This window comes from Pseudomonas sp. ICMP 10191 (genome assembly GCF_001467335.1).
Lineage (GTDB): Bacteria > Pseudomonadota > Gammaproteobacteria > Pseudomonadales > Pseudomonadaceae > Aquipseudomonas > Aquipseudomonas cerasi.
Window position 1 is genome coordinate 99,304 of record NZ_LKGW01000102.1, and the last position, 24,615, is coordinate 123,918.

At 57.8% G+C, this 24,615-nt stretch carries 17 protein-coding genes, 1 tRNA gene and 1 pseudogene; 4 read left to right on the plus strand and 15 right to left on the minus strand.

The window, feature by feature from the left end; genetic code table 11:
* Positions 1-45: 45 nt before the first annotated feature.
* The 4 genes from AO388_RS09345 to AO388_RS09360 form a co-directional block, all read right to left on the minus strand.
* Complete coding sequence (locus AO388_RS09345) at positions 46-2,436, minus strand: glycosyltransferase family 2 protein (protein WP_058416352.1); 2,391 nt, start codon at positions 2,434-2,436, stop codon at positions 46-48.
* Positions 2,433-4,880, minus strand: coding sequence for a glycosyltransferase family 2 protein (locus tag AO388_RS09350; RefSeq protein WP_058416353.1), 2,448 nt, complete (start codon positions 4,878-4,880; stop codon positions 2,433-2,435). Before AO388_RS09350 ends, AO388_RS09345 begins: the two co-directional genes overlap by 4 nt.
* A 131-nt stretch (positions 4,881-5,011) precedes the next feature.
* Positions 5,012-6,463, minus strand: a complete 1,452-nt coding sequence (locus AO388_RS09355) for a DUF4214 domain-containing protein (RefSeq protein WP_058416354.1) — start codon at positions 6,461-6,463, stop codon at positions 5,012-5,014.
* 17 nt (positions 6,464-6,480) lie between these two features.
* On the minus strand, positions 6,481-7,299 hold the full coding sequence (locus AO388_RS09360; protein ID WP_058416355.1) for a hypothetical protein: 819 nt from the start codon (positions 7,297-7,299) through the stop codon (positions 6,481-6,483).
* 789 nt (positions 7,300-8,088) lie between these two features.
* On the opposite strand from AO388_RS09360, the gene AO388_RS09365 reads away from it, so the two are divergent.
* From AO388_RS09365 to AO388_RS09375, 3 genes are read left to right on the plus strand one after another with little or no spacing between them, the layout of a single operon-like run.
* Positions 8,089-9,852, plus strand: a complete 1,764-nt coding sequence (locus AO388_RS09365; protein ID WP_058416356.1) for a type I secretion system permease/ATPase — start codon at positions 8,089-8,091, stop codon at positions 9,850-9,852.
* Between the two features lie 13 nt (positions 9,853-9,865).
* Positions 9,866-11,188 carry an HlyD family type I secretion periplasmic adaptor subunit gene (locus tag AO388_RS09370; RefSeq protein ID WP_058416357.1) on the plus strand — a complete coding sequence of 441 codons (1,323 nt, stop codon included), beginning with the start codon at positions 9,866-9,868 and terminating at the stop codon, positions 11,186-11,188.
* Positions 11,185-12,591, plus strand: coding sequence for a TolC family outer membrane protein (locus AO388_RS09375; RefSeq protein WP_058416358.1), 1,407 nt, complete (start codon positions 11,185-11,187; stop codon positions 12,589-12,591). Before AO388_RS09370 ends, AO388_RS09375 begins: the two co-directional genes overlap by 4 nt.
* Positions 12,592-12,634: 43 nt before the next feature.
* Here AO388_RS09375 and AO388_RS09380 read toward each other — a convergent pair whose 3' ends face one another.
* Positions 12,635-13,783, minus strand: coding sequence for a glycosyltransferase family 4 protein (locus tag AO388_RS09380; protein WP_058416359.1), 1,149 nt, complete (start codon positions 13,781-13,783; stop codon positions 12,635-12,637).
* A gap of 277 nt (positions 13,784-14,060) precedes the next feature.
* Here AO388_RS09380 and AO388_RS09385 point away from each other — a divergent pair, with 277 nt between their 5' ends.
* A complete protein-coding gene (locus AO388_RS09385) occupies positions 14,061-15,479 on the plus strand; it encodes a mannose-1-phosphate guanylyltransferase/mannose-6-phosphate isomerase (RefSeq protein WP_058416360.1) in 1,419 nt (472 codons plus the stop codon).
* A gap of 141 nt (positions 15,480-15,620) precedes the next feature.
* Here AO388_RS09385 and AO388_RS09390 read toward each other — a convergent pair whose 3' ends face one another.
* The 10 genes and pseudogenes from AO388_RS09390 to AO388_RS09435 form a co-directional block, all read right to left on the minus strand.
* Positions 15,621-16,511: a VOC family protein gene (locus AO388_RS09390; RefSeq protein ID WP_058416361.1), complete on the minus strand. Its 891-nt coding sequence runs from the start codon at positions 16,509-16,511 to the stop codon at positions 15,621-15,623.
* A gap of 14 nt (positions 16,512-16,525) precedes the next feature.
* Positions 16,526-17,289: pseudogene (gene epsC / locus AO388_RS09395) on the minus strand (serine O-acetyltransferase EpsC).
* A 228-nt stretch (positions 17,290-17,517) separates the two neighbouring features.
* Positions 17,518-18,618, minus strand: a complete 1,101-nt coding sequence (ychF, locus tag AO388_RS09400) for a redox-regulated ATPase YchF (RefSeq protein WP_058416362.1) — start codon at positions 18,616-18,618, stop codon at positions 17,518-17,520.
* A 21-nt stretch (positions 18,619-18,639) separates the two neighbouring features.
* Positions 18,640-19,224: an aminoacyl-tRNA hydrolase gene (gene pth, locus AO388_RS09405; protein WP_003317127.1), complete on the minus strand. Its 585-nt coding sequence runs from the start codon at positions 19,222-19,224 to the stop codon at positions 18,640-18,642.
* Between the two features lie 164 nt (positions 19,225-19,388).
* Positions 19,389-20,003 carry a 50S ribosomal protein L25/general stress protein Ctc gene (locus tag AO388_RS09410; protein WP_003365632.1) on the minus strand — a complete coding sequence of 205 codons (615 nt, stop codon included), beginning with the start codon at positions 20,001-20,003 and terminating at the stop codon, positions 19,389-19,391.
* Positions 20,004-20,114: 111 nt separating this feature from the next.
* Positions 20,115-21,056 carry a ribose-phosphate pyrophosphokinase gene (locus AO388_RS09415; protein WP_003317125.1) on the minus strand — a complete coding sequence of 314 codons (942 nt, stop codon included), beginning with the start codon at positions 21,054-21,056 and terminating at the stop codon, positions 20,115-20,117.
* A 45-nt stretch (positions 21,057-21,101) separates the two neighbouring features.
* Positions 21,102-21,176, minus strand: a tRNA-Gln gene (locus AO388_RS09420).
* A 37-nt stretch (positions 21,177-21,213) separates the two neighbouring features.
* Positions 21,214-22,062 (minus strand): 4-(cytidine 5'-diphospho)-2-C-methyl-D-erythritol kinase, encoded by an 849-nt coding sequence (gene ispE / locus AO388_RS09425; protein WP_003365629.1) that lies wholly within the window; start codon positions 22,060-22,062, stop codon positions 21,214-21,216.
* A 2-nt stretch (positions 22,063-22,064) separates the two neighbouring features.
* Complete coding sequence (gene lolB, locus AO388_RS09430) at positions 22,065-22,682, minus strand: lipoprotein insertase outer membrane protein LolB (RefSeq protein ID WP_058416363.1); 618 nt, start codon at positions 22,680-22,682, stop codon at positions 22,065-22,067.
* 4 nt (positions 22,683-22,686) lie between these two features.
* A complete protein-coding gene (locus AO388_RS09435; RefSeq protein WP_003433719.1) occupies positions 22,687-24,414 on the minus strand; it encodes a tetratricopeptide repeat protein in 1,728 nt (575 codons plus the stop codon).
* Positions 24,415-24,615 lie beyond the last annotated feature (201 nt).

Consider the following 24,615-nt stretch of genomic DNA (forward strand, 5'->3'; position numbering starts at 1 on the left):
CGTCACCTAATGGCTACGCCTACAAATACTGACTGAAGCCTTGGGCTAGGTGCCTACGCGTCGTAACTGCCTATGTCTTGGCGGAATCGCCAAGCCCCCGTAAGGCCCGCTCAAATAATCCAGGCTCAGAGCCGGGTGATAGTACGGGTCGCTTTGGCCTGATTGGGACCAGCGCTCGATAAAGCCTTGTTGTTCGCGTTGACCACGGGCTTGCTTTTCCGGAGTCAGGTCTTTGCCGCGGCTGGCCGATTCGGCGTGGATGAGTTCGGCAAATGGCGTCCATATGATGTTCAAGCCTTGTTGTCGAATACGCAGGCACAGATCCACGTCATTGAAGGCCACCGGGAAAGCCTGTTCATCCAGGCCGTGCAAAACATCGAAGACCGATTTGCGCAACAGCAGGCATGCGGCCGTGACCGCGCTTTGGCGTCGTGTGATCTGATTCATCCCCAGGTAGCCGGGGTCGCGTTGTTCCAGGTGGTTGCCAGTGTGCGCGGCCAGTCCATTGACACCGACCACCACGCCGCCGTGCTGCACCATGCGGTTGGGCCACAGCAGTTTGGCTCCCACTGCGCCGACGTTCGGACGCAGCAGTTGGGTGACCATTTCCTTTAGCCAGTCGGCCGCTATGATTTCGATGTCGTTGTTGACCAGCCCGATCAGTTCACCGGAGGCGTGGGTGGCGGCGTAATTGTTGATGGCCGAATAATTGAAAGGGTGAGGGTAGGGCAGAACCTTCACACCGCGCCCAGACAACTCTTGCAGATAAATCAGGGTTTGCGGGTCGCTGGACTGGTTATCGACAACGATGATTTCCAGGTCAGGATAATCAGTCGCGGTCAGCAGGCCTTCGATACAGGTGCGCAGCAACCCGAGTTGGTCGCGGGTTGGAACGATCAGGCTGACGCGGGGCAGGGTGGCCGGCAAGGGCCACTGCGTACGCAACAGCGCCGGGAAGTTCGGCAGTTGTGTGACGCTGGCACCTGATGCGAGGCTTTCGCTCAACCAGGCGATGGCGTTCAGACGCTGGGCTGATGGCTCGACCTGCTCGGGGCTGGCCGGGGCGAATTGGCTGCGGTGGTAGAGCACCTGCGGCAGATGCGCCACCATAGCCTGACCGGTTTCGCTGGCCAGAGCGATGGCCGCGCTCAACTGATGCCAATCAAGAGTTCGCTGGCCATCAGTGGCGGCTATCAGCGCCAGTGCCTTATCGATGATCGCAGCGCCGAAGATCGCACCGGGGGTGAAGATATCGGCCCCCATAAACAGGTCGATGTCCCATACCGGTTTCAACCACGGCAGGCTACGCTCGCCTTGCGGACCATCGCGATCACAATCTGCATAACCCCACGCACAGCCATCGTCGAGCAGAGCACTCAGGTGTTCCAGTGCGTGCATTCCCAGACGATCGCCGGCCATCAGCGGGACCACTGCATCGCAGCCGGCTTCAAGTAACTGCTTGAGTGCGGGCAGCAGGTCTGCGGCGTCTGCTTTGACCAACTGATGAGGCGCTGTGGGCTGGGCGTTCAGGCTCGCGAGGCTGATGGCTTCAAGCGTGCTGTTGCCATCACTTATTAACAGCAAACCGATCCTGCATTGCTGCGGTTGATCGTCTTTTGGCGCAGCAGGACGGAAGCGTTCAAACCACTCGGGGTAATGATGAAAGCCTGCACTTTTCGGCAGGCGCATTGCCTGGTCCGCTGCAATCCGGGTCAGCAATGCCAGATTTTGCTCGGTGGGTGCGCGCTCATGCTGCTTGAGCAGACCTTCCAGCCCGTCGTGCCAGCAGCACAGGGTTATTGGGCTGCCGGATAGCGTATGGCCGAGGTCATTTTCGATGTCCAGTTTATGTGGCTTACCATCAGCCAGTTCCCAAGGCAGATCAAAACTGAAACCGTGATCGCTCGTTGCTCGATAGACCAGCGCCTGGTGATGAACATTGCACGTAGCTTGACCAAGTACCCGACTGCCCTCTCGCACGGTGATTTGCACATGCCGCTGCGGTGCATCCGGGTCCCAAGACCAGCCGCCAAGCCTCAGGCCACCGCTGTGCCAGACCTGAGACGCGATGGGCGCCGGCTCTGCGCTGGGCGTGGTCGGTAATTGCAGGTCGCCCGCAAGCCAGTAGTCACTGTTGGCCACCCGGGCGCTGATGTGCTTTGCATTATCCAGCCAGCCTTGGCGCAGCTGTACACCAAAGCCATGGAATGGATCATCCGCACCGGCGCGGGGATGAAACTGGTCGGCCCGGACCAGTGAAACGCAGGCGCCGTCGATGTAGACCTCGACAACCAGATGTTCATCCGCATGCAGGGTATCGAGCGCCCAGCCTTGCACTACATCGCCATACAGGCCGGTGATGGCACCATTGAATCGTGTATTACCGGAGGGCTGGGCGGTCGGGTCGGAGTTGACCGGTGTGTGTTCTGAGATCATGTCCGACTCAATGAAATAGGCAGTGTGTTGATCGGTAATGCTCCGGCTTCCTGGGCGAGCGGCCCTGGCATGGCGTACAGCGGCAGACCCAGTTCGACGGCAAGGTCCGCAGCGCGCCAGGATGCGCTTGGGCTGCGCTCCAGGCTCAATGCAGCGGTGCATCCGGCAAGCAGGACGGAGTCGGCCTGGCTCAGGCCTTGCGCGATGGGCAATGCATGAATTGCGCCAGTGGCGAGCAAGGGTTTGACCCACGGGCCGTCCTCTGCAACGAGCAAAACCAGAGATTGGTTTTCGTGCGTGATGCGTCTGCCCAGTTCCAGCCACTGTTTGGCGATGTCAGGGTTTGAAAGGCGGTCGGCAATCAGCAGGGTGGTTGGCACAGAATCGTTGTTCGGCAGCGCTTGAGGGGCTGACCGGATCAGAATATCGGCCTGTGGCAGAGCGGCGGCGTAACGCTCGCGCAGGGCATGCCACGGCAACTCGATGCTCTGCGCCTTGCGTGCGAAATGCGGCCAGTCGAAGCGGCTGTCTGGCATAAGCAACGCGTCGTCGCGGCAAACGATTCGGTAAGGTTTATCCAGTTGTTCGGCCAGTGCGCAAAGCGCTTCGGGGCAATTGGCGAGATTCTGATAGATCAGTTCGTCCAGTGGCAGGCTGCGCAGGTCGTGCAGCAGTTGCTCGGTGCCGGCAGGCAGTTCGTAATCAAGGCTGAACGCCAGCGGCAGCACGTTGGCCTGCAGCGTTGCCTGCGCATGCTGGCCCTTGTTGCGCCAGGTGAGGCTTAAGGGCGCTTGCGACGCTGCGCTGTTGGCGATATGCAACTGCCGTAATGCCGGTGTCGACAACTGCTCGGCCAGTTGCACAAGGCGCGCGCGTTGCAGGGCCTGACGGGCAGGCCTGATGGGGTCGCGCAAGCAGAAGTTTTCATAGCGCGATGACGCGTCCGGGTAGCGACGCTTGAGGATGGCGTTATTGTGCGCCACCCGCAGCGCCTTTTCGGCGCCGAATGAAATGCCACCCTGGTGCGCAACAAACACATTCGGTGCTCCGACATGACGCCAACCCAGGCCGCGCGCTCTCAGGCACCAGTCAGTTTCCTCACCATAACCGCGCAGCAGTTCGACTTCATCCAGATAACCCACACTGTCCAGAGCGCTGCGTTTGATGTACAGGCAAAAGCCGCAGCCGGTTTCGAGCTCCATGGCCGGACTGCCAGTCATTCGCGCCAGATCGTCCAGGCGGGCCTGTTCTGCTGCGCTGGGCATCGGATGGCTGAATCGGCTTTCAGGAAAGCTCATCAACTCGCCGTTATTAGTGAACGGGGTGACCGAGGCAATGGTCTCGTCGGCATAGGCAGTCGTGCGCAGCCGGTCCAGCCAGTCACCCTGCACACGGGTGTCGGCATTCAACCAGACCACATCCTGCTTGGGGCTTAACGCCATCGCGCGGTTCATGCTGCGGATGAAGCCCAGGTTGATGGGGTTCTGCACCAGAGTAATTTTGCCCTTGCCCGCGAGAACCTTGAGGGTTTTGCGCAGCGCGGGAACCGGTGTTGTGTCTTCGATCACCACCAGGCGATGAGGTGTGCGATTGCGTTTGCGCGCTTCCAGTGCACTGTTGATGCACTCGAGGGTTTCTTCCAGCCCGTCGTAAACAGGAATGAGTACATCCACCGGCTGCTTGTCACCAACCTTCAACGCCGCAGGCGGAGCAACGAAGGCTGGCATCGCTGAGACCGGGCTGCCCAGCAGTGCCGCGCCGTTATCGAAGCGCACATGCACGGCAGGGGTGGCGTTGGGCACCTTGATGCGAATACCACCGTGAGCCGCAGGCAATCCTGCCGCGGTCAGTAACGGGTGCGGTGCGCTGGCAACCATGCTGATCAGGTGACCGTTGGCCTCCAGCTGCAGCGAAACAGGCGTCTGCACGTTGTGCACGTCGATGGCCCAGCCGTGGATCTCCTGCACATCAGGCAGGTAACGAACCACGCCCAGCGTGCCTGGCAATCCGGTCTGCGCAGCCAGCAGTTTGAGTACCAGAGTGAGTTCGTTGGCAGCGGTAATATCAGGGAGGTGCGCGAGAATGATGCGGCGCAAGTCTTCGGGGGTTTCCGACAGGCTGCGTGCCTGCCACAGCATCATGCGTAGCGATGCGTCGGCAGGCAGTTTTTGCCAGGCATTACTCATGTAACGGTTGGCCAGTAACGGCTGACCCTGGGCAATGATGCTGCGCCCGAGCAGGGCGTGAATGTCCGCACGCAGAGGAAACGCGTGCGCGGCGTTGAGCAAATAAATAAAGGCAAGCTTTGGGTTTTGCGGCAGGGCCTCGATACCTTTCCAGACCAGTGCTTCCGGACGGTATTCAGGGATCTGCAGCGCACACTCGAGTGCCACGGTGGCAAGGTCGTGCTCATCGGCCTGGCGGTGGCGATGAAACATATCCATGAGCGTTTCTCGCCCACGGTCGAGGTGTCTGGACATAAGCTGGCGTGTTCACTTTAAAAATAAAAGAGGGGCGACCCGAAAGTCGCCCCTTTTTGCATACGACCCNGTATTTGTTACAACGACGGGGCTAGTTACACCGCGCCGTGCAGCACGATAACGTTGTCGTTATGTGCTATTGCTTCCTGCGAACCAACGATGCCGATAGCGACGTCAGCGTGGGTGCCGCCGTTAGCCAGGATGTTGGTAAAGGTTGCCTTGCCAGCAGTATCAGAAGCACGGCCGGTGGCGGTCAGGTACAGGTTGTCGATGAAATCGCTATCTGCTTTGAGTGCAGCCTCATCGGAGTTCACGATTGCCTTGGCTACGTCTGCACGGGTAGAGCCGTTGAACAGGTTATTCACCCAGTTATCCAGACCAGCCTGATCGGCATTACGACCCAGAGCAGCGGCGTAAAGATCCTGCACGAACTCAGCGTTTGACTGGTCAAAGCTTTGTGCTTCGGCAGAACCAGCGATGCCTGCAGCCACGTCGCCAAGCGTACCGCCATTAGCCAACAGTGTTTGCCACGTTTGCAAACCGCCGCTATCTGCGCCAGTAGTACGACCCAACAACTCGTTGTAGAGAGTGTTAATAGGAGCCAAAGTCGAGGTATTGACGAATTCGTCAGAATTCAAGAACTCGTTGGCGATATCGGTCAGCGAAGTTCCGGCATTGACTTGGCTGGCGAAGTTTTGAGCGCCACCCAGGTCCACATCGCGACCGAGCAGTCCGTCATAAAGACGCAGGGCAGAGGCTTCAGCTTCGCTTTGTGCCAATACGACCGTTTCAGTGCCGGCAGTACCAACGAACGTCAGGAACTCAGCGCCAGTGATCGATGCAGTTTGTGCACCTGTCAGGTTGACGTTGAAGTTGTTGCCAGTAGCAAAGGCGTAGTCCGAAACCGAACCATCCAGTTGGACGACATCGTAGCCAGCGCCTGCATTGACGATATCTGCGTGGTTAACGCCACTCAGAACGATGGTGTCGTTACCGCTGCCGGTGATGACGGTATTGTTGCCAGCGCCAGCGATAACAGTGTTGTTGCCATTGCCAGTGATGATGGTGTCGTTGCCAGCGCCAGCGTCGATGAAGTTGTTCTGATCGCCATTAGCGATGATCAGGTCATCGCCTGAGCCAGTCGTCAGCAGGAACTGGGTGGCGGAAGTGTCAGCCGAAACAGCGATGCGAGCCGACGAGGAGACGTCGGTAGCAGAGTCGGTAGCAACAGTTGGAGTGATATTGACGTACAGGTTGGCCAAGCTGTCCAGAATTATTGCCTTGGCACCAGCCACTTCGGAAGTCACATCCAGGGTGACCAGATCGTTGCGTGCACCAGCAATAGTGCCAGTGATAACGTCAGTAGTACCGGTTTGACCAGTAGGGACTTCCAGGCGGTTTACGCCATCCCAGCTAGCCAGGTTTACAGTGGAAGCGCTGTCCAGAGCCAGCAGAGTGCTAATTGCGGCAGTGGTGCTATCGGTCAGGCTGGTAGCGGTCAAGAACGAGCTGAACTCGGTTGCTGTTACCGGGGCATCATATTGCATGGGAAATTCCTGTTACTTCAAGCCATCTGGCCTGTGCTGCTAATTTTCTGCGTCAATGCAGAGTTTTCCCACGGAGACTTATAGCGGGCAGCGTTCATCTTCGTAGCGGGTGCGATGCAAATGTGTAACGCCACCAGGGGCTCTGTGCCGGTGGGGCCGTACATCATCTGGTTGGCGACAATGACCTGCGGCGCAGCGCCGCGAAAGACAAGGTGGCCAGACAATTCGTAAAAATGCCGATCAGGTCCGACCAGGCTGAAACCTGCTGAAACCAGAGGCAAAGACTTGCCACGGGTACCGGTAAAGGCTCCCGTAGCGACATTAGGGCTGGGGCCGGAGCCTGCGACAGTGGAGGTGTAAACCAGGTCCACGCCTGCCGGTTTGTCGTCCCACAGGATGGAAAATCCTTCAAGGCGACGGGTGCCGTCAGGTTCGCCGGCCCAGCCTTCCGTAGACATCACATCACCTTCGCCTTGCAGATGCGCGACCAGCTTCAGCGCAACGGGCGTGAGAGTCGACGAGATTGCAGCGCTTGGTTCGGCAGTCGCAGCGATCGTGAAATTACGCATGATGGCGGTGGAGGTGTCGATTCGGTCGATGCGCAAGTCGATGGGGTCGATGACTGCGTCGAACATGTGGTATTCGGTGATCAGAACCGTGGTGATGCCACCCTTGACGCGAGCAACGATGGTGTCGCCCAGTCGGGTCAGCATGTTCTTGCTGACGCCTTCGGCTGGGAAGAAATCAATGGCGCCTTTACCAAGTGGGGCTTGCTGCAGTGCGATGCACACAGGCTTGTCTGCAGGCGGCTGCGAGGCATAACGGAATATGTACATTCCTGGCTCGAGCAGCGTCACGCGAGAGCTGATTTTTAATCCATCAAGTTCTGGAGACTGCACCCAACAAGCTTCCTTCTTATCCTGAGCGGCTATGTCGTTAGTCCATTAAAGGGCTGTAACACATTGCTCGGGTACTGCTACCTATGGTCTGTGGCTGTGTTGGCCAGACTGCGAGACTAGTCCATCTGTAGGAAAAGTCAATTTTAATGAGAGTGATTTTAGTCGTCTCCCGTAGGAATTTTCCGAGAGGTCAATTTCCCTCTAGAACGTGCTTCTCAGCCCTAAGCTGGCAGATTGCTATAGATTTTTTTGGTCTTTGCTTATGGCCTGTTTGATTGATACAAGATGTTTCGTAGTTGATTGAGCGATGTAGTGAGGCCTGTCAGCGGTATGCCGTTCAAAATCGCTTCTGAGTAATGTAGAAGTTCTGTGGGCTGCGATATTTAGGAGCGTTAATCGTTTCAGCATACAAACGCACCGCATCGGTGCGTTTGTATGCCGTTCATCTGTAACCCAGCAACGCTTGTCAGGTGCCGCCGCTCAAATTACTTTTCTGTATTGCGCGCCTTTATGTGTTTTACTTTTTAAAACGTTGAACTTTAGGCCATTACGTGAGTACTTGGCAGTCGAGCTTCCGTCACCGTTTCCCCCCTTTGGTTGCATAAAAAATATTCACTTGTATGCGTCTATATTCTGCGTGTCTTGAGCGCGCTTTGATGCTGCGGTGGGCCAAAAGCAGGTGCTACACTGCCGCGCGTTCACCGATTTCTCATCAGTACGGATTCTATGAGTCGTTCACACGAAAATAATTTGCAGGTAGCCCTCAAGGCTTGCAAAGGCAGCTTTATCTCAGTCGGTTTCTTCAGTCTGTTTGTAAACGCCTTGATGCTGGTCCCCACCCTCTACATGATCCAGGTTTCAGGGCGGGTGGTGCCCAGTAGCAGCACTCCAACACTGATCATGCTCACCCTGATAATGACAGTTCTCATGATTACCATGGGCTCCCTGGAGTGGGTCCGATCCAGAATCATGGTCCGTATCAGTAACAAGCTCGACGTTTTGCTCAGTCGCGATGTCTACCAGGCCAGCTTCAGGAAAGCGTTGAGAAGTGGTGGCATGGATGCATCGGCCCAATCACTCAATGATCTGACTTCACTGCGGCAATTTCTCACGGGCAATGGCCTGTTCGCATTTTTTGACGCACCATGGCTGCCGATTTACACAGCGGTCATGTTCATATTCCACCCCTGGTTTGGCTGGATGACGGTGGGTTCTGCCATTGTTCTGGTGGTACTGGCTTACTTGAACCACCGTTTTACTGGCAAGGCACTGACCGAGGCTAACCAGCAAAGCCTGACTGCAAACCTTCTGACTACCAAAAACCTGCGCAATGCAGAAGTCATTGAGTCGATGGGCATGCTTGACACCTTGATGGGCCGTTGGGGCAAGCGGCAGCGCAGGGTGCTGGTTCTGCAGTCTGATGCCAGCGACAAAAGCGGGACGATCAGCTCTATTTCAAGAACCTTCAGGAACTGGGCTCAGTCAATCATGCTGGCGCTGGGGGCTTATCTGGTCATTACTCATCAGATCAATCCGGGCTTGATGATGGCCGGTTCGCTTTTGTTAGGACGCGCTCTTTCGCCCGTTGACCAGATTATCAACACCTGGAAAGGCTTTGTGGCTGCGCGCGTTCAGTACACTCGTCTGAGTGAGACGCTTGAAAAGCTGCATAACGAACCGGATCGTATGGCTTTGCCTGATCCCGAAGGGCATGTGCAGGTCGAAAACCTGGTAGTTACCCCGCCGGGTGGCAAGAACCCGGTCATTCGCAACATCAGTTTCGTAACGCCGGCTGGCACCATTGTGGGTATTGTCGGGCCGAGCGCGGCAGGCAAATCGACGCTGGTAAGAGCTCTGTTGGGCATCTGGCCTGCGCAGCACGGCACGGTGCGTCTGGACGGTGCCGACATCAGTGCCTGGGATAAACAGAAGCTTGGCCCGCACCTTGGCTATCTGCCACAGGATATCGAACTGTTTGAGGGCAGCATCAGCGATAACATCGCCCGGTTTACCAAGGTCGACCCCGAGAAAGTGGTTCTGGCGGCGCGCACCGCAGGTGTGCATGAAATGATCCTGCAGTTGCCCGACGGCTACGACACGGTGATCGGCAGTGAAGGCGTCAACCTGTCCGGTGGACAGCGGCAGCGCATCGGTCTGGCCAGGGCTATTTACGGCAGCCCACGATTGATTGTGCTGGATGAGCCCAACTCCAATCTCGATGAAGTCGGCGAGCGCGCTCTGAGCGTTGCCCTGCAACTGATCAAGGAGTCAGGTGCCACGGTATTCATCGTCTCTCACCGCCCCAATATTCTGTCGCGGCTTGATCGGGTCATGGTCATGAACGCTGGCACCATCACCCTGTACGGCGCGCGGGATCAGGTCATTGCCGAGCTGGCACAGCAACAGGCCAAAGCGCAGCAGGCTCAACAGCGGGTGGCTCCGGCAGCCACTGGTGTTGCACCGGCGCAACCTGCGCAACCTGGCGCGTGAAAGGAATTCATGAATGAGCATTAAGACAATATCCACGCTCGAGGCGGACGCAGATGACATGCCCACCTCTGATCGTGGGGTTCGCCGGATCGGTGTGGCGATCGTACTGGTTACCTTCGGTCTGTTCGGCACCTGGGCGGCATTCGCTCCACTGGGCAGTGCGGTGTACGGCTCAGGTGTGGTGATGGTGCAGAGTTATCGCAAGACGGTTCAGCATCTTGAAGGCGGGATCGTCAAGGAACTGCTGGCCCGCGATGGGGATACCGTGCATAAGGGTGATCCGCTGATCGTATTGGACGACTCGCAATTGCGCTCTCAATACGAGTCGACCCGTAATCAGTTGATTTCTACCCAGGCCAGGGAGGCGCGACTGCGCGCCGAGCGCGACGAACTGCCCTCGATTCCGCCACTGACCATCAGTGGTACGGACAGTGTGCGGGCCAAAGAGGCCATAGCAGGCGAGCAACAGGTATTCAGCACCCGGAAAAACTCCCGCCTGACCGAGATATCGGTACAACGCGAACGCATCGGGCAATTGAAGCAGCAGATCAGTGGTCTGCGAGACATGATCCGCACCAAGATCAGCCTTGAAAAATCCTACAGCAGTGAGATTACCGAGCTGAAGGATCTGCTGTCTCAGGGCTTTGTCGACAAGCAACGCTTGCTTGAGCAGGAACGCAAGCTGGACATGCTCAAGTCCGAAGTAGCCGATCACGAGTCCACGATCACCAAGACTCAGCTACAGATCAGCGAGACTGAACTGCAGATCATTCAGTTGAACAAAAACTTCAGCTCCGACGTCGCGAAAGAACTGAGCGATGTGCAGGCCAAGGTATTCGATTTGCAAGAGACCGCTAACGCGCTGCAGGACCGTCTGTCTCGTGTGGTCATTCGGGCTCCTGAGGACGGCATGGTACTGGACATGAAAGTTCATACCGTGGGCGGCGTAGTCAGCGCCGGTACGCCATTGCTGGATATCGTGCCGGAATCTTCCGAGCTGGTCGTTGAGGCTCATGTCGCTATCACCGATATTGACCGGATTTCCATCGGTAAGCTGACAGACGTTCGCTTCAGTGCCTTCAACAGTGCTACCACTCCGGTCATCGAGGGGGAGGTGACGCGTATATCCGCTGACCGTTTGAAAGACGATGCCGGCGAGCCGTATTACCTGGTTCGGGTAAAGCTGACTGAGAAAGGCATGAAACGTCTTGGCGACCACAAGCTGCAGCCGGGCATGCCCGCTGAGGTGCTGATCAATGCTGGCGAACGGACCATGCTTCAATACCTGTTGAAGCCGGCGTCCAATGTGTTTATCAAATCGATGATCGAGGAATGATCGTGCTGCGCTTCGTTCCTGTGTTCCTTTCCCTCGGGCTGGCCAGCGTTCAGGTCCATGCAGATCCTACACAGCCCGCTGCGCCTCAGGTCACCAGTGCTTCGGCATACTCCGTGGATCTGATGAAGCTGTATCGCGAGGCGCGTCTGGAAGACCCGCGAGTGTTGTCAGCCTATCTGCGTGCCCAGTCGGCAGTCGACAGCGAGCGCGATGCGTTCGGCGGTCTGTTGCCGCAGGTGACTGCCAACGGCAGTTACAACCGGATCCTGCGCAAGGACGACACGCAGCGCGAGATCTATAACAACTCCAGCTATTCGCTCAACCTGACCCAGTACCTGTACAACAAGCAGGCTTGGGAAGCCTACCAGAAGGCCAAGAGCACGACGGAGCAGAAAGGTCATCAGGCCGAAGATGCCCAGGCTGAGGCCACGGTGGACCTGGCCAAGCGGTATTTCCAGGCGCTGTCTGCCGACGATGAACTCGAGCTGATCATGGCTGAGCGCCGGGCGACGCAAAAGAGCCTGGATCGGGTCAGTGCGATGTACGACAAGAAGATGGCCGTGGTCACTGATCTGCTGGATCTGAAGGCGCGTGTCGATTTGCTGGCCGCGCAGGAGGTTGATGCCCGCAACCAGATCAGGCTCAGCCGTGCTGCGCTCTCTGAAATTGTCGGGCGGCCGATCACCGAGCCCTTGAGCCGGATCAGAAACGACATTGCGCTGCAGGCGCCGTCCAAATCGATGGACACTTGGGTGGCCCAGGCCATCGACAGCAACCCTTTGCTCAAGGCGCGGGAAAGCAGCCTCGACGTCGCCAACGCGGCGGTACGAGAAGGCAAGGGCGGGCATTATCCGACCCTGACCTTCACCCTTGGTGCGCAGCAAAGTGACGTGGGCTATGACAACACCCTGTCACCGCGCAGCGACAGCTATGTCGCTACCATCGGCGTGCGTGTGCCTATTTACAGTGGCGGCTCGACCTCTGCGCGGGTGCGTGGGCTGTACAACGAGCAGCTGGCTACCGAGCAGGATGTGGAAAGCGTGCGCCGTCAGGTGGTCAAGGAAACCACCAACGCCTACCTGACGGCGTTTTCCAGTGTCGAGAAGATCCGCGCCAACAAGAACGCGCTGGGATCGGCAGAGCAATCGAGTATTGCGGCGCAGAAAGCCTTTTCCTATGGCGTCGTGAACGCGGTCGATGTACTGACCAGCGTGCAGAACGAGTTCAAGGCGCGGCGTGACTTGCTCAGGGCGCAGTACGACTTCATCACCAACCTGTTCATCCTCAATCGATGGGCAGGCCGTCCGCCACAGGAAAGTGTCGACAGCGTCAATGTCTGGCTGGGTGGTACCAATCCGGCAGTCGAGAAGGCTGCGGACTCGGCCTTGAAGAAGACGCCCTGATCGCACCTGCAGCGCGCTTCAAGGCTTGTGCCTGGCGGCTCTTCTAGCGACGAGCCGCCAGCACCTTGCGGTAGATATCCAGCGTGCTCTGCGCGCAGGCATCCCAACTGAAATGACGCGCACGCCCCAGCCCTGACTGAACTTTGCGCTCACGCTCTTCTGGCTGTTCCAGTACGGCGAGCATTGCAGTGCTGATGCTCTCCGCACTGTTCGGGTCGACAGCCCATGCTGCATCCCCCGTCACTTCCGGCAGTGAAGAATTGTTGGACGCGATCAGTGGACACTGCGCCGCGAATGCCTCGATGGCCGGCAGACCGAACCCTTCATACAGCGAAGCAAACACCAGCGCTCCGGCACTTTGCAGCAGCGCCAGCACCTCATTCTGTGGCAGGTAACTCAGCCAGCGACCTTCGCCACGTTGCTGCAACGCCTCAAGCTGCGGTAGCAGTTCTTCGTTGCTCCAACCGTCACGACCGACGATCACAAGCGGGTGCTCTTTGCGCACCTGCGCGGGCAGTTGCTGGAAGGCTTCAAGCACGCGTTGCAGGTTCTTGCGAGGTTGCAGGGTGCCCACCACGAGAAAGAAGCCAGGTTTGAGGCCGTGTGTAGCCAGCACTCTGTCACGCTCGGCAGTGTTGATGCGCTCGAAATACACAGGGTCCACGCCAAGTGGCGTGACACTGATGCGTTCTGGCGCAATGCCCAGGTGACGAACCATGTCCTGCTTGCTGTATTCGGAGATGGTGATGATGTGCTCGGCGCGCTCGATGCTGGTGGTGAACAGCCAGCTTTTCAGGCGCTTGAGGTCTTGCTTGATCCATTCCGGGTGCAGCACCGGAATCATGTCCATGATCGTAGCGACGACAGGTACGCCTTTGATCCGCGGGATATGGTGATCCGTGGCATGGAACAGTTGTACGTCTTTGGCGATGCTTGCCGAGCTACCCAATGGCAGTTTGAGGACGCCACTGAGCACGGCATGAATACGGTAGTCGCTGGACAACTGTTGCGGCTGACCACAGGCCAGGACTGGCAGGTGCTTGCCGAATGCGTAAGGTTTGACGTGGATATCTTCAGCCTGACTCAGCTTGGTCAGACTGTGCCAAAGCGCCCTGGAATATATGCCGATACCGTCCAGATGGCCGGCACGTTCGCCTTTCGCCCAGACCGTACAACTCAAGCCTATATCCATGTTCTGTCGTTCTCAATGTCGATCAATTACATTACTTCTCAATGGTGTACCAAGGCAGCGTATTACGCTTGCGTGTGGCGGATATGCGGAATCAGGCGCGGAATCGGGCGCGAAGACTAACATGCGGCGGCTTGGCTCGCACGGGGTGGCGAGCAGTTGCGGCGACGGAGTTACTGAATGGCAGGCATATTGTAGTGGCCTTCATGTTGCATAGCGGCTGGGGCACCCGGATAATACGGGCTTTGCTACGCCTTAGTGGCCCAAGAATGGAGCGTCTATGTTCACCCCTGTAATTCTGGCTGGCGGTAGTGGTTCGCGGTTGTGGCCTTTGTCGCGGCAGAGTTTCCCGAAGCAGTTTCTTGCCCTTGATGGCCAGGATCAGGGAACCATGTTTCAACGCACACTGGGCCGCCTGAAAGGCCTTGAGCACGCGCCTGCGGTTGTTGTGAGCAACGAAAATCACCGCTTCATTGTCGCCGAGCAGCTGCGTGTGGCGAAGATGGGCAGTCGCCGTGTCATCCTTGAACCGCTCGCCCGCAACACGGCGCCGGCCATAGCCTTGGCTGCGCTTGAAGCGATGGCTGATGGCGCCGACCCGATCCTGCTGGTGCTGGCTGCCGACCACCATATCCATGATGAAGAAGCTTTCCGACAAGCGGTAGAGGTTGCACAGACGCACGCCGAGGCAGGTCGTCTGGTGACGTTCGGTATCACCCCGACTCACGCTGAGACCGGTTTTGGCTACATCCACTGTGGTGAATCCATTGCTCAGGGTGGCTTCGCGATCGAGGCCTTCAAGGAAAAGCCTTCCCCGGAGATGGCTGCCGAATACCTATCCTCAGGTGCTTACCTGTGGAACAGCGGTATGTTCATGTTCCGTGCCTCGGTGTTCCTGGCTGAGCTGAAAAAGCATCGCTCCGACATATTGTCTGCCTGCCGCATAGCCTTGGCTGACTCCGATGCCGACAACTACTTCCTGCATGTCTCGGCCGAGAAGTTTGCCTTGTGCGCCGATGAGTCCGTGGACTACGCGGTCATGGAGCACACCGACCTTGGTCTGGTCGTGCCACTGGATGCAGGCTGGAACGATTTGGGCAGCTGGGCAGCGATCTGGGACGTGGGCCCGCACGACGAAAATGCCAACCGCCTGGAAGGCGATGTGATGGCAATCGACACGCGCAACTGCCTGGTGCAGTCGCACCATCGACTGGTTGCCACTGTTGGCGTCGAGGACCTGATCGTTATCGAAACCAAGGACGCCGTTCTGGTTGCCAACAAGCACAACAGCCAGCAGGTCAAGGACGTGGTCAAGCGTCTGCAGGCAGAAGAGCGTCCCGAGTTCGTCACTCATCCACTGGTCAACCGCCCGTGGGGCCACTACGACACGATCGATCTCGGCGAGCGTTATCAGGTCAAGCGCATCAGCGTACTGCCAGGTGAGTGCCTGTCGCTGCAGATGCACTACCACCGCGCCGAGCACTGGATCGTTGTATCCGGTACCGCCAAGGTTATCTGCGACGATAAGGAACTGATCCTGTCCGAGAATCAGTCCACTTACATCCCGCTGGGCGTCAAGCACTCGCTGGCCAACCCTGGCAAGGTGCCGTTGGAGCTGATCGAAGTGCAGTCCGGCTCTTACCTGGGCGAAGACGACATCGTGCGCTTTGAAGACCGTTACGGTCGTCTGAAGAAGTAATCCGGCATCCGCTGAATGTTGGTCCGAACGCCCCGCAAACCTGTTTGCGGGGCGTTTTTCGTTGGGAAAGGGTGGTTGTTCTGTCCATGTATTTGCCGCCTGATCGCTCAGGACAGTGACAGGTCCTTGGATAAGCCTCGTCTAGCGGTTCTGAGTGAACTCCAGGATGACGTTGCCGGCGGCTTGCGGTGCGACGTAAATGCGCCCCGAGGCTTCTCGATGCGCAACCTTGTTGTCTTCGAGGATCGCGCGCAGCGCATCGAGGCGTTTGGTGTGCAGCCGGATGGCAATCGCGTGGGGACGCTCTTCAACGCTGCCGGGCAGTTCGATGCCTGCAAACTCTCGGGCTGCCGTGGCTGCGTCTATGGCCCTGAGCAGGCCGCATCGTGTATCTGCTTCCAGTACCTCGCCGTTGTACTTCACCGCATCGCCATAGATCGCTCTCCAGCGGGTCTCCAGTAACCGGGGTTCTGCAAGGTAGGTGATCGCCAGGATTGCGTCCGCGCCATTGGGATGGTTTTGCCAGTCTGGAACCCATATCAGCTCTGGCCTGTGTTGATGGCAGATAAAGTTGGAGGCGTCCGGTAGTTCAGGGTCTATAAACAAGGCCAGGGAAACCACCGCTTCATCCTGACGACCATCGGGCAAGGTCATCTTGCGGCGAAAGTCGATACGACCCTGACTTTCCAGACCAGCCTGCACCAGACGGGCGTGGTCAGCATCGGCATCTTTGCTGTGCAGTGCTACCAACGAAATGCCTTCTTCACCGCGGTCGAGAAATTGCCCCAACTGACGGCCGAAACAGAAGCCGTTTACCGCGTTAGTTCCGAATTTGGAGGCATCCTCTACGCCGATCAGTTCGATGAAGTTACCCGGGAACATCATCAGGGATGTGACACTTCCCCAAGGGTGACGGCTGACCGGGGAGGGCGCGAACCCCATCTTGCGATAGAGTTCCAGTGCCTCGGAGTGATTGCGTACCGTGACCAGAGGATGATCGATACCCTGCGGGAACTGCGCGGTAGCTGTCATGGCGGGATCTCCTGTTAGCGTCGGGATTTTGCTTTAAAGGTAGCGAGGGCTGCGGGAGCGTCGCCTACTACCTTGGCTGGAGCGCCCGCAACCACGGTTCCTGCGGCTACCGGCTTGAGTACCACCGCATTGGCCGCCACGATTGCACGCGCTCCCCCTCAATGTTTCCCAGAACGGTTGCACCGGCGCAAATCAATGCGCCCCGGCGGATCTTGGGATGTCTGTCGCCCGCCTCGCTGAGTGTGCTGCCCAGAGTGACGCCGTGCCACAGGCTTACCTGATCCTCGACTACAGCGGTCTCGCCAATGACCAGGCCAATACCGTGATCGACGAACAGCGCCCGGCCCAGACGAGCGGCAGGATGAATGTCGATGCTCCAGGTATTGGCCGCCCAGTTCTGTAAGAGCACCGCGCTTTGCACGTCTCCTTCAGCCCAGAGTGCGTGGGCGATGCGATAAGCCTGCACAGCGAGGATACCGCGGAAGGTCAGAAAAGCGGTGAGGTGGTCAGGACAAGCCGGATTGACGATTTCCAGGTGGTTTATATCGGCTGCGGCCGCTTCTGCGATACCGGGGTTGGCGTCGATGATCGACTTGAACCAGCTCTCCAGTGCTACGTTACTGGCTTGAGCCTGAATCTGACGTGCGAGGTTTGCGGCAAGCGCAGCCTCGAACGTTTCGTAGTCGAGCAGGTGGCTTTTGGCGTATTCGCCTAATGCTGGATTGCGTTCGCTCAACTGGTGAGCCTGTTCGCGAAGGCGCTGCCAAAGAGGGCTCATATCCATCTCCTGTGTCGGTAGGGGAGTATGGACATGGGGTCGAAGAGCGAGCAAAAACACAAACTGAAAACTTTGTTGCTTTTAGTGCAACACAAAAATGGAGCGTATCAGGCGCAAGGCGCGTTTCTCGCAGGCAGCCCAAAAACGATAAAACCGCGTCAGGGCGCGGTTTTATCGAGGTGTGCAGTTCGAAGTGTTTCAGGATGCCCCTGAAACCGAAGACTCGAATCAGACGTTAAACCTGAAATGCATCACATCACCGTCCTTGACGATGTATTCCTTGCCTTCCAGACGCCACTTCCCGGCTTCCTTGGCGCCTGACTCACCCTTGAACTGGATGAAGTCGTCATACGCCACCACTTCGGCGCGGATGAAGCCTTTTTCGAAGTCGGTGTGGATCACGCCTGCGGCTTGTGGTGCGGTGGCACCGACACGGACGGTCCAGGCGCGGACTTCTTCGACGCCTGCGGTGAAGTAGGTCTGCAGGTGGAGCATTTCGTAGCCAGCGCGAATTACGCGGTTCAGGCCGGGTTCTTCGAGGCCCAGGGCTTCAAGGAACATGTCTTTTTCTTCGCCGTCATCGAGCTCGGCGATTTCGGCTTCGATCTTGTTGCAGACCGGCACCAGCATTGCGCCTTCTTCTTCGGCGATAGCGCGGACCACGTCCAGCAGCGGGTTGTTATCGAAACCGTCTTCGGCGACGTTGGCGATGTACATGACCGGCTTGGTGGTCAGCAGGTGGAAGCCACGGATGGTGGCTTTCTCGTCGTTGCTCATGCTCTTCATCAGGCTGCGTGCAGGCTTGCCTTCGCTGAAGTGTGCAATCAACTGCTCGAGCAGGCCTTTCTGGACCACTGCGTCCTTGTCGCCGCCCTTGGCGTTGCGGGTGACCTTTTGCAGTTGCTTCTCGCAGCTGTCGAGGTCGGCGAAGATCAGTTCCAGATCGATGATCTCGATATCGCGCTTGGGGTCGACGCTGTTGGAAACGTGAATCACGTTCTCGTCTTCAAAGCAGCGCACCACGTGGGCGATGGCGTCGGTCTCGCGGATGTTGGCGAGAAACTTGTTGCCCAGGCCTTCGCCCTTCGAAGCGCCTGCCACAAGGCCGGCGATGTCGACGAACTCCATGGTGGTCGGCAGGATGCGTTTCGGGTTGACGATGGCTGCCAGGGCCGCCAGACGCGGGTCGGGCATGGCCACGATGCCGCTGTTCGGTTCGATGGTGCAGAAGGGGAAGTTCTCGGCCGCGATACCAGATTTGGTCAGGGCGTTGAACAGGGTGGACTTGCCGACGTTAGGCAGGCCGACGATGCCGCAATTGAATCCCATGGTGTTTCCCCTCGAGTGATGTCAGGCCTTCTGGCTGTGCAGGTTTTTCATCGCCCGGTTCCATTCACCGGCGAAGATATCCGGCAGCACGCCGAGGGCAAAGTCGATACTGGCGTCCAGTTTTTCCTGTTCGGCGCGTGGCGCTCGACCCAGGACAAAGCCGGATACCTTGCTGGCATCGCCCGGGTGGCCAATGCCAAGCCGCAAGCGATGGAATGTGTTCTGATTGCCGAGCTGCGCAATGATGTCGCGCAGCCCGTTATGACCGCCATGGCCGCCGCCTACTTTGAGTTTGGCGACGCCTGGAGGCAGGTCAAGCTCGTCATGCGCCACCAGAATCGACTCGACCGGGATGCGATAAAAGCCGGCGAGTGCCGCGACAGCCTGGCCGCTGCGGTTCATGTAAGTGGTGGGAATCAGCAGACGAACATCCTGACCCTGGTGCGTGAAGCGCCCGGTCAGGCCAAAGAATTTGCGCTCGGGAACGAGATTGACTCGTTGCGCCGCAGCAATACGCTCAACAAAAAAAGCCCCTGCGTTATGCCGGGTCTGTTCGTATTCGGCGCCTGGATTTCCCAGGCCCACGATCAGTTGTATGGCGGTCACGACAGGGGCTCTTCCTTTGGAGTTGAGGGTTGAACCGCTGACGACAGCGGCAATGTGGACGAAAACTGCTCATTTACCATGATGTAAACTCAGCGATCTCGCCCGCTTTGCCTGCTATCGCTCGCGATGTCTCCTGAGCAACTCCGACGTTACCAAGTAATGAATTACTCGGCAGCGCCTTCTTCAGCTTCACCTTCTTCTTCGTCTTTGACGATACGCGGTGCGTGGACGTTGGCGATTGCCAGGTCAGTACCGTGTGCCAAAGCGACGAACTCAACGCCTTTAGGGGCTTTCAGTTCGGACAGGTGAACGTTGTCACCTACTTCCAGCGTGCCCAGATCAACTTCGATGAACTCTGGCAGGTCTTTCGGCAGGCAGGTCACTTCCAGTTCAGTGGTAGTGTGCGAGATCTCGCCGCCTTTCTTGACCGGAGCTTCTTCGTTCAGGAAGTGGATCGGCACGATTGCGGTCAGTTTCTGGCCGGCAATAACGCGCACGAAGTCAGCGTGCATCACGTGGCCTTTGGCCGGGTGACGTTGCAGCGCCTTGATGATGACGTTTTGCTTCTTGCCACCAACGTTCAGCTCGATGATGTGGCTGTAGGCCGCATCGTTTTCCAGCAGTTTGGCAACTTCCTTGGCCAGCATGCTGATGGACTCGGGGGCTTTGTCGCCACCGTAGACGACAGCTGGAACCAGGCTAGCGAGACGACGCAGGCGGCGGCTCGCACCTTTCCCCAGGTCGGAACGCTGTTCTGCATTCAGGGTAAATTCGTTCATGTTGTATCTCCAAATTAACCACATCCACCGTTGCGTTTGCGACCAGCGCTCGGATGGTATGGGCAAAAAAGCCCCGCCCTGACCGGATGTCAGGNGTCTGCGTGATGTCAGTTAACGGAACATCGCGCTGATCGATTCTTCGTTGCTGATGCGGCGAACCGCTTCGGCGACTACCGGGGCAATATCCAGTTGACGGATACGGCCACAGGCTTGAGCGGCGGCGGACAACGGGATGGTGTTGGTCACCACCAGTTCGTCCAGCACGGAATTTTCAATGTTTTCGATCGCCCGACCCGACAGCACAGGGTGTGTGCAGTAGGCGAAGACCTTGGCAGCACCATGCTCTTTCAGGGCCTTGGCCGCGTGGCACAGCGTGCCGGCGGTATCGACCATGTCATCAACCAGAATGCAGGTACGCCCTTCGACATCACCAATGATATGCATCACTTCGGAGTGATTGGCTTTCTCACGGCGTTTGTCGATGATCCCGAGATCGACACCCAGGGATTTGGCGACAGCACGTGCACGCACGACACCGCCGATATCCGGGGAAACGATCATCAGGTTTTCAAAGCGCTGATCTTCGATGTCATCCACCAGAACGGGGGAGCCGTAGATGTTATCTACCGGAATGTCGAAGAAGCCCTGAATCTGGTCAGCATGAAGATCAACCGTGAGTACACGATCGATTCCCACCACGGTCAGCATGTCAGCGACAACTTTTGCGCTGATTGCAACACGTGCGGAGCGCGGACGGCGATCCTGGCGGGCATAACCAAAGTAGGGAATCACAGCAGTGATTCGGGACGCTGAGGAGCGACGGAAGGCATCAGCCATCACGACGAGTTCCATCAGGTTGTCGTTCGTGGGTGCGCAGGTCGGCTGAATGATAAAGACGTCTTTACCGCGGACGTTTTCATTAATCTCAGTGCTGATTTCACCGTCGGAAAATTTTCCAACAGAAACATCACCCAGTGGGATATGCAGCTGACGTACTACACGCCGAGCGAGATCGGGGTTGGCATTCCCCGTAAAGACCATCATCTTGGACACGCGCAGTACCTAGAGGCTGAGGGTAACCTGGATGAGTATAGAAAATGGCAGGGGCGGCTGGATTCGAACCAACGCATGGCAGGATCAAAACCTGCTGCCTTACCGCTTGGCGACGCCCCTGTATTGAATCAATCGAGTGCCTGGCACTCAATTCCTGCTACAGAATTTGCAGCTTACGATGCAACATCGAGATGTTGCTTCCTTTCGCTACGAACCCCGTAAGGGTCTCTGTAAGAAGGGCCGAGACTTTATCAGCTTCAGCTTTGTTTGGGAAGGCCCCAAACACACAACTTCCAGTTCCGGTTAATTTTGCTTCGGTAAATTTACCTAACAAATTCAAAGCGTTACGTACTTCTGGGTAACGCCTCTCTACAACCGCCTTACAGTCATTTCGACTGTTTCCCTTGGGAACGGGGCGCACTTTAATGGGCGGCGTGTCGCGTGTCAACAACGGATCTGAAAAAATTTCTGCTGTACTTACAGCGACTTGCGGAACGAGCACCAAATACCACGGTTCTTCCGGGTCCACCGGGGTGAGAATTTCGCCGACGCCCTCAGCAAAAGCGGCATGGCCACGCACAAAAACCGGTACATCGGCGCCCAGCGTCAGCCCCAGTTGCGCCAGACGATCCTCATCCCAACCGAGCTGCCACAAATGATTCAGGGCCAGCAGGGTGGTCGCTGCATCCGAGCTGCCGCCGCCGATACCGCCACCCATGGGCAGGCGTTTTTCCAGCCAGATATCCATGCCCAGTGTGCAACCGGACTGTTTTTGCAGGGCTCGGGCAGCTTTGACGATCAGGTTGCTGTCATGCGGGACGCCGGGAACATCGGTCTGCAGGCGAATCTCGCCATCTTCGCGAACGGTAAAGCCCAGTTCGTCGCCGTAATCGAGAAACTGAAACAGCGTCTGCAGTTCGTGATAGCCGTCAGGGCGACGTCCCAGAATGTGCAGCATGAGATTGAGTTTTGCCGGGGCAGGCAAAACCAGTTGTGGCGTGCTCATGGTCATTGCCCCAGTTTGCGAGGCTGCCAGTCCTTGATGACCAGCGTGACATCCAGGTCCTGCCCGTGCAGCTTGACGCGCTCTGGCAGCCAATAACCGTTCTGCTCGACGTAACTGAGGTATTCCACCTGCCAGCCATCCTGTTCAAGGCTGGCCAGCCGGCTGTCGCCATCAAGTGTCAAGTTGCTTTTGCTGTCCGGTGCCGGCAGACCGCGTACCCACCATACGAGGTGGGACACGGGCAGCTTCCAGCCCAGTTGATCCTGCAGCAGTGATTCTGGCGAGGTGGCTTCGTAGCGGCCCTGATTGGCGACTTCGAGCACCACGGCGCCGGGCCTGCCGGTCAGCCGCGCTGCACCACGGCCGAGCGGGCCGGACAGGCGGATATCGTAGTAATCCTGGCGTTGCAGCCAGAACAGGGTGCCGCTGCCGGAGTCTTTCGGCGCGCGGATACCGACTTTACCGTTGATCTGCCAGCCATCGAGGCTGCTCAGTTGCTGTTTGTGCTCGCGCCATTGCGCGGGGTCACCCTTGCCCTGAACGGCTTCGCGAGAGGTGAGGCCGGCGCAGCCGGTGAGCAGGGCGATGAGGCTGAATACGATTACATGGCGCAAAAACATAACGTCAAAGGGTCTCTGATCCGGTCAAGCGTCGCAGTGTGCTGCGCAGGACGGTGCTGTCGGGTTGTTGTTCCAGGGCCTTGGCCCAGACTTTTTTGGCTTCGCGCTGCTCGCCCTTGGCCCAGAGTACTTCGCCCAGGTGAGCGGCGACTTCGTGGTCGGGAAAGCGCTCGAGGGCCTGACGCAGGTAGCGCTCGGCATCGTCCAGATTGCCCAGGCGGTAGTTCACCCAGCCAAGGCTGTCGAGCACTGCCGGATCGTCAGGGCTGATCTGGTGGGCTTTTTCGATCAGTTCGCGGGCTTCGCTATAACGCGTGGTCCGATCGGAAAGGGTGTAGCCCAGCGCATTCAGCGCCATGGCGTTTTCCGGTTCGCGCTTGATGATGGTCCGCAGGTCTTTTTCCATCTGCGCCAGATCATTGCGTTTTTCAGCCAGCATGGCGCGGGTGTACAGCAGGTTGGCGTCATCCGGGTATTGCTTGAGCGCCTGATTCAATACCTGCCAGCCACGATCCAGTTGATCATTGCTGGTCAGGGTTTCGGCTTCGATCAGGTACAGCTGCACGGCATAATCGGGCTCTTCGGCGCGGGCTTCGGACAGCCGTTTGGCGGCTTCGGCACCGTTGCCGTTGCTGACCAGAATATCGGCCTGGCGCAATTGCGCCGCCAGGAAGTCCGGGCCGGGGCCTACCTGAGCGTATTCGTTGAGCGCGCTTTGCGGGTCATCGCGCTCTTCGTGGATGCGGCCCAGATTCAAGTGCGCTGAATCGACATGCGCGCCACGGGCGATCAGTTCTTCCAGATAGCCCGCCGCTTCGTCCCAGGCCTTGGCTTCAAGGCACACCAGGGCCAGCGAGAAGCGCAGCTCGTCGTCATCCGGATACTGCTGCAAGAGTGCGGCAAACTGCACTTTCGCGTCTTCCATGCGGTTTTGCTCGACAAGCATGCGCGCATAGGTCAGGCGCAGGCGCTTGTCGTCGGGGTATTTCTTGATGCTTTTTTCCAGCAGGGGCACCGCTTCCTTGCCTCGGTTCATGCTTTGCAGCAGACGGGCGTGCAGCAGAATCGGCGCGATTTCACCTTCTTTAGGCGGATTGTCCTCAAGCAGTTTCAGCGACTGTTCGGAATCGCCGTTCTGTTGCAGCAACAGCGCCTTGCCGAAAATCAGCTGACCGTTGTTCGGGTATTTGCCCAGCAATCGGTCAAAGCTCTTGAGCAGACCATTGCGGGTGTCCGGATCTGTTTCGGCCGCCGACAGGGCCAGGAAATCGAAGTGCGTGTCGCCCTGGCCTTGCAGGACTCTTTCCATGTACACCAGCGAATCGTCGTAACGCCCGGCGCGCGCCAGTTGAATGGCGGCGGCGCGTTGCGCTTCAAGATTGCCTGGCGCGTTCCTCGCCCAGATCAATGCGGTATCCAGCGCCGACTGATCGGCACCCATGTACTCGGCAATCTGATAAGCGCGCTCCGAGACTCCTGGGTCCTGGGTCTTGATCGCCTGGGTCACGTAGTTGTCCAGGGCGATGTCGAAGCGGTTGCGCTGGCCAGCCAGCTCCGCACTCAACAGGCTGACCAGGGTGTCCTGAGTGAACGAGCCATAGACCTGCGGCTTGGCTTCAGGCGCGGGCGGGGCGTCCTTTTGAGCGGGCACAGGCTGTGACGAGGCGGGAGTCATGGACTGACAGCCGCCCAGAAAGGCGAGAGCAAGGAACAACGCGGAGGATCTATTCATATATAAGAAGGGCGGCTTACCTGCGGTGTGAGCATCATGACACAAGGCTGTTGGCAAAACCCACAGCCGTCGGAAAAACTGATGCAATGCGTGTGTTTGCAGTGTCGCGGACCCGAAAGCACGGTCTGCGACGAGCGATTGTAGTGGGACAATAATATGTGGTGGTTGTTCTGAGCTTATCGAAGTAGGACAATTACCGGC

Bases quoted from the DNA above. Each gene is read 5' to 3' on its own strand.
- AO388_RS09345 (WP_058416352.1), bottom strand. From the start codon at position 2,436: ATGATCTCAGAACACACACCGGTCAACTCCGACCCGACCGCCCAGCCC.
- AO388_RS09350 (WP_058416353.1), bottom strand. From the start codon at position 4,880: ATGGATATGTTTCATCGCCACCGCCAGGCCGATGAGCACGACCTTGCC.
- AO388_RS09355 (WP_058416354.1), bottom strand. From the start codon at position 6,463: ATGCAATATGATGCCCCGGTAACAGCAACCGAGTTCAGCTCGTTCTTG.
- AO388_RS09360 (WP_058416355.1), bottom strand. From the start codon at position 7,299: ATGTACATATTCCGTTATGCCTCGCAGCCGCCTGCAGACAAGCCTGTG.
- AO388_RS09365 (WP_058416356.1), top strand. From the start codon at position 8,089: ATGAGTCGTTCACACGAAAATAATTTGCAGGTAGCCCTCAAGGCTTGC.
- AO388_RS09370 (WP_058416357.1), top strand. From the start codon at position 9,866: ATGAGCATTAAGACAATATCCACGCTCGAGGCGGACGCAGATGACATG.
- AO388_RS09375 (WP_058416358.1), top strand. From the start codon at position 11,185: ATGATCGTGCTGCGCTTCGTTCCTGTGTTCCTTTCCCTCGGGCTGGCC.
- AO388_RS09380 (WP_058416359.1), bottom strand. From the start codon at position 13,783: ATGGATATAGGCTTGAGTTGTACGGTCTGGGCGAAAGGCGAACGTGCC.
- AO388_RS09385 (WP_058416360.1), top strand. From the start codon at position 14,061: ATGTTCACCCCTGTAATTCTGGCTGGCGGTAGTGGTTCGCGGTTGTGG.
- AO388_RS09390 (WP_058416361.1), bottom strand. From the start codon at position 16,511: ATGACAGCTACCGCGCAGTTCCCGCAGGGTATCGATCATCCTCTGGTC.
- ychF (WP_058416362.1), bottom strand. From the start codon at position 18,618: ATGGGATTCAATTGCGGCATCGTCGGCCTGCCTAACGTCGGCAAGTCC.
- AO388_RS09410 (WP_003365632.1), bottom strand. From the start codon at position 20,003: ATGAACGAATTTACCCTGAATGCAGAACAGCGTTCCGACCTGGGGAAA.
- ispE (WP_003365629.1), bottom strand. From the start codon at position 22,062: ATGAGCACGCCACAACTGGTTTTGCCTGCCCCGGCAAAACTCAATCTC.
- lolB (WP_058416363.1), bottom strand. From the start codon at position 22,682: ATGTTTTTGCGCCATGTAATCGTATTCAGCCTCATCGCCCTGCTCACC.
- AO388_RS09435 (WP_003433719.1), bottom strand. From the start codon at position 24,414: ATGAATAGATCCTCCGCGTTGTTCCTTGCTCTCGCCTTTCTGGGCGGC.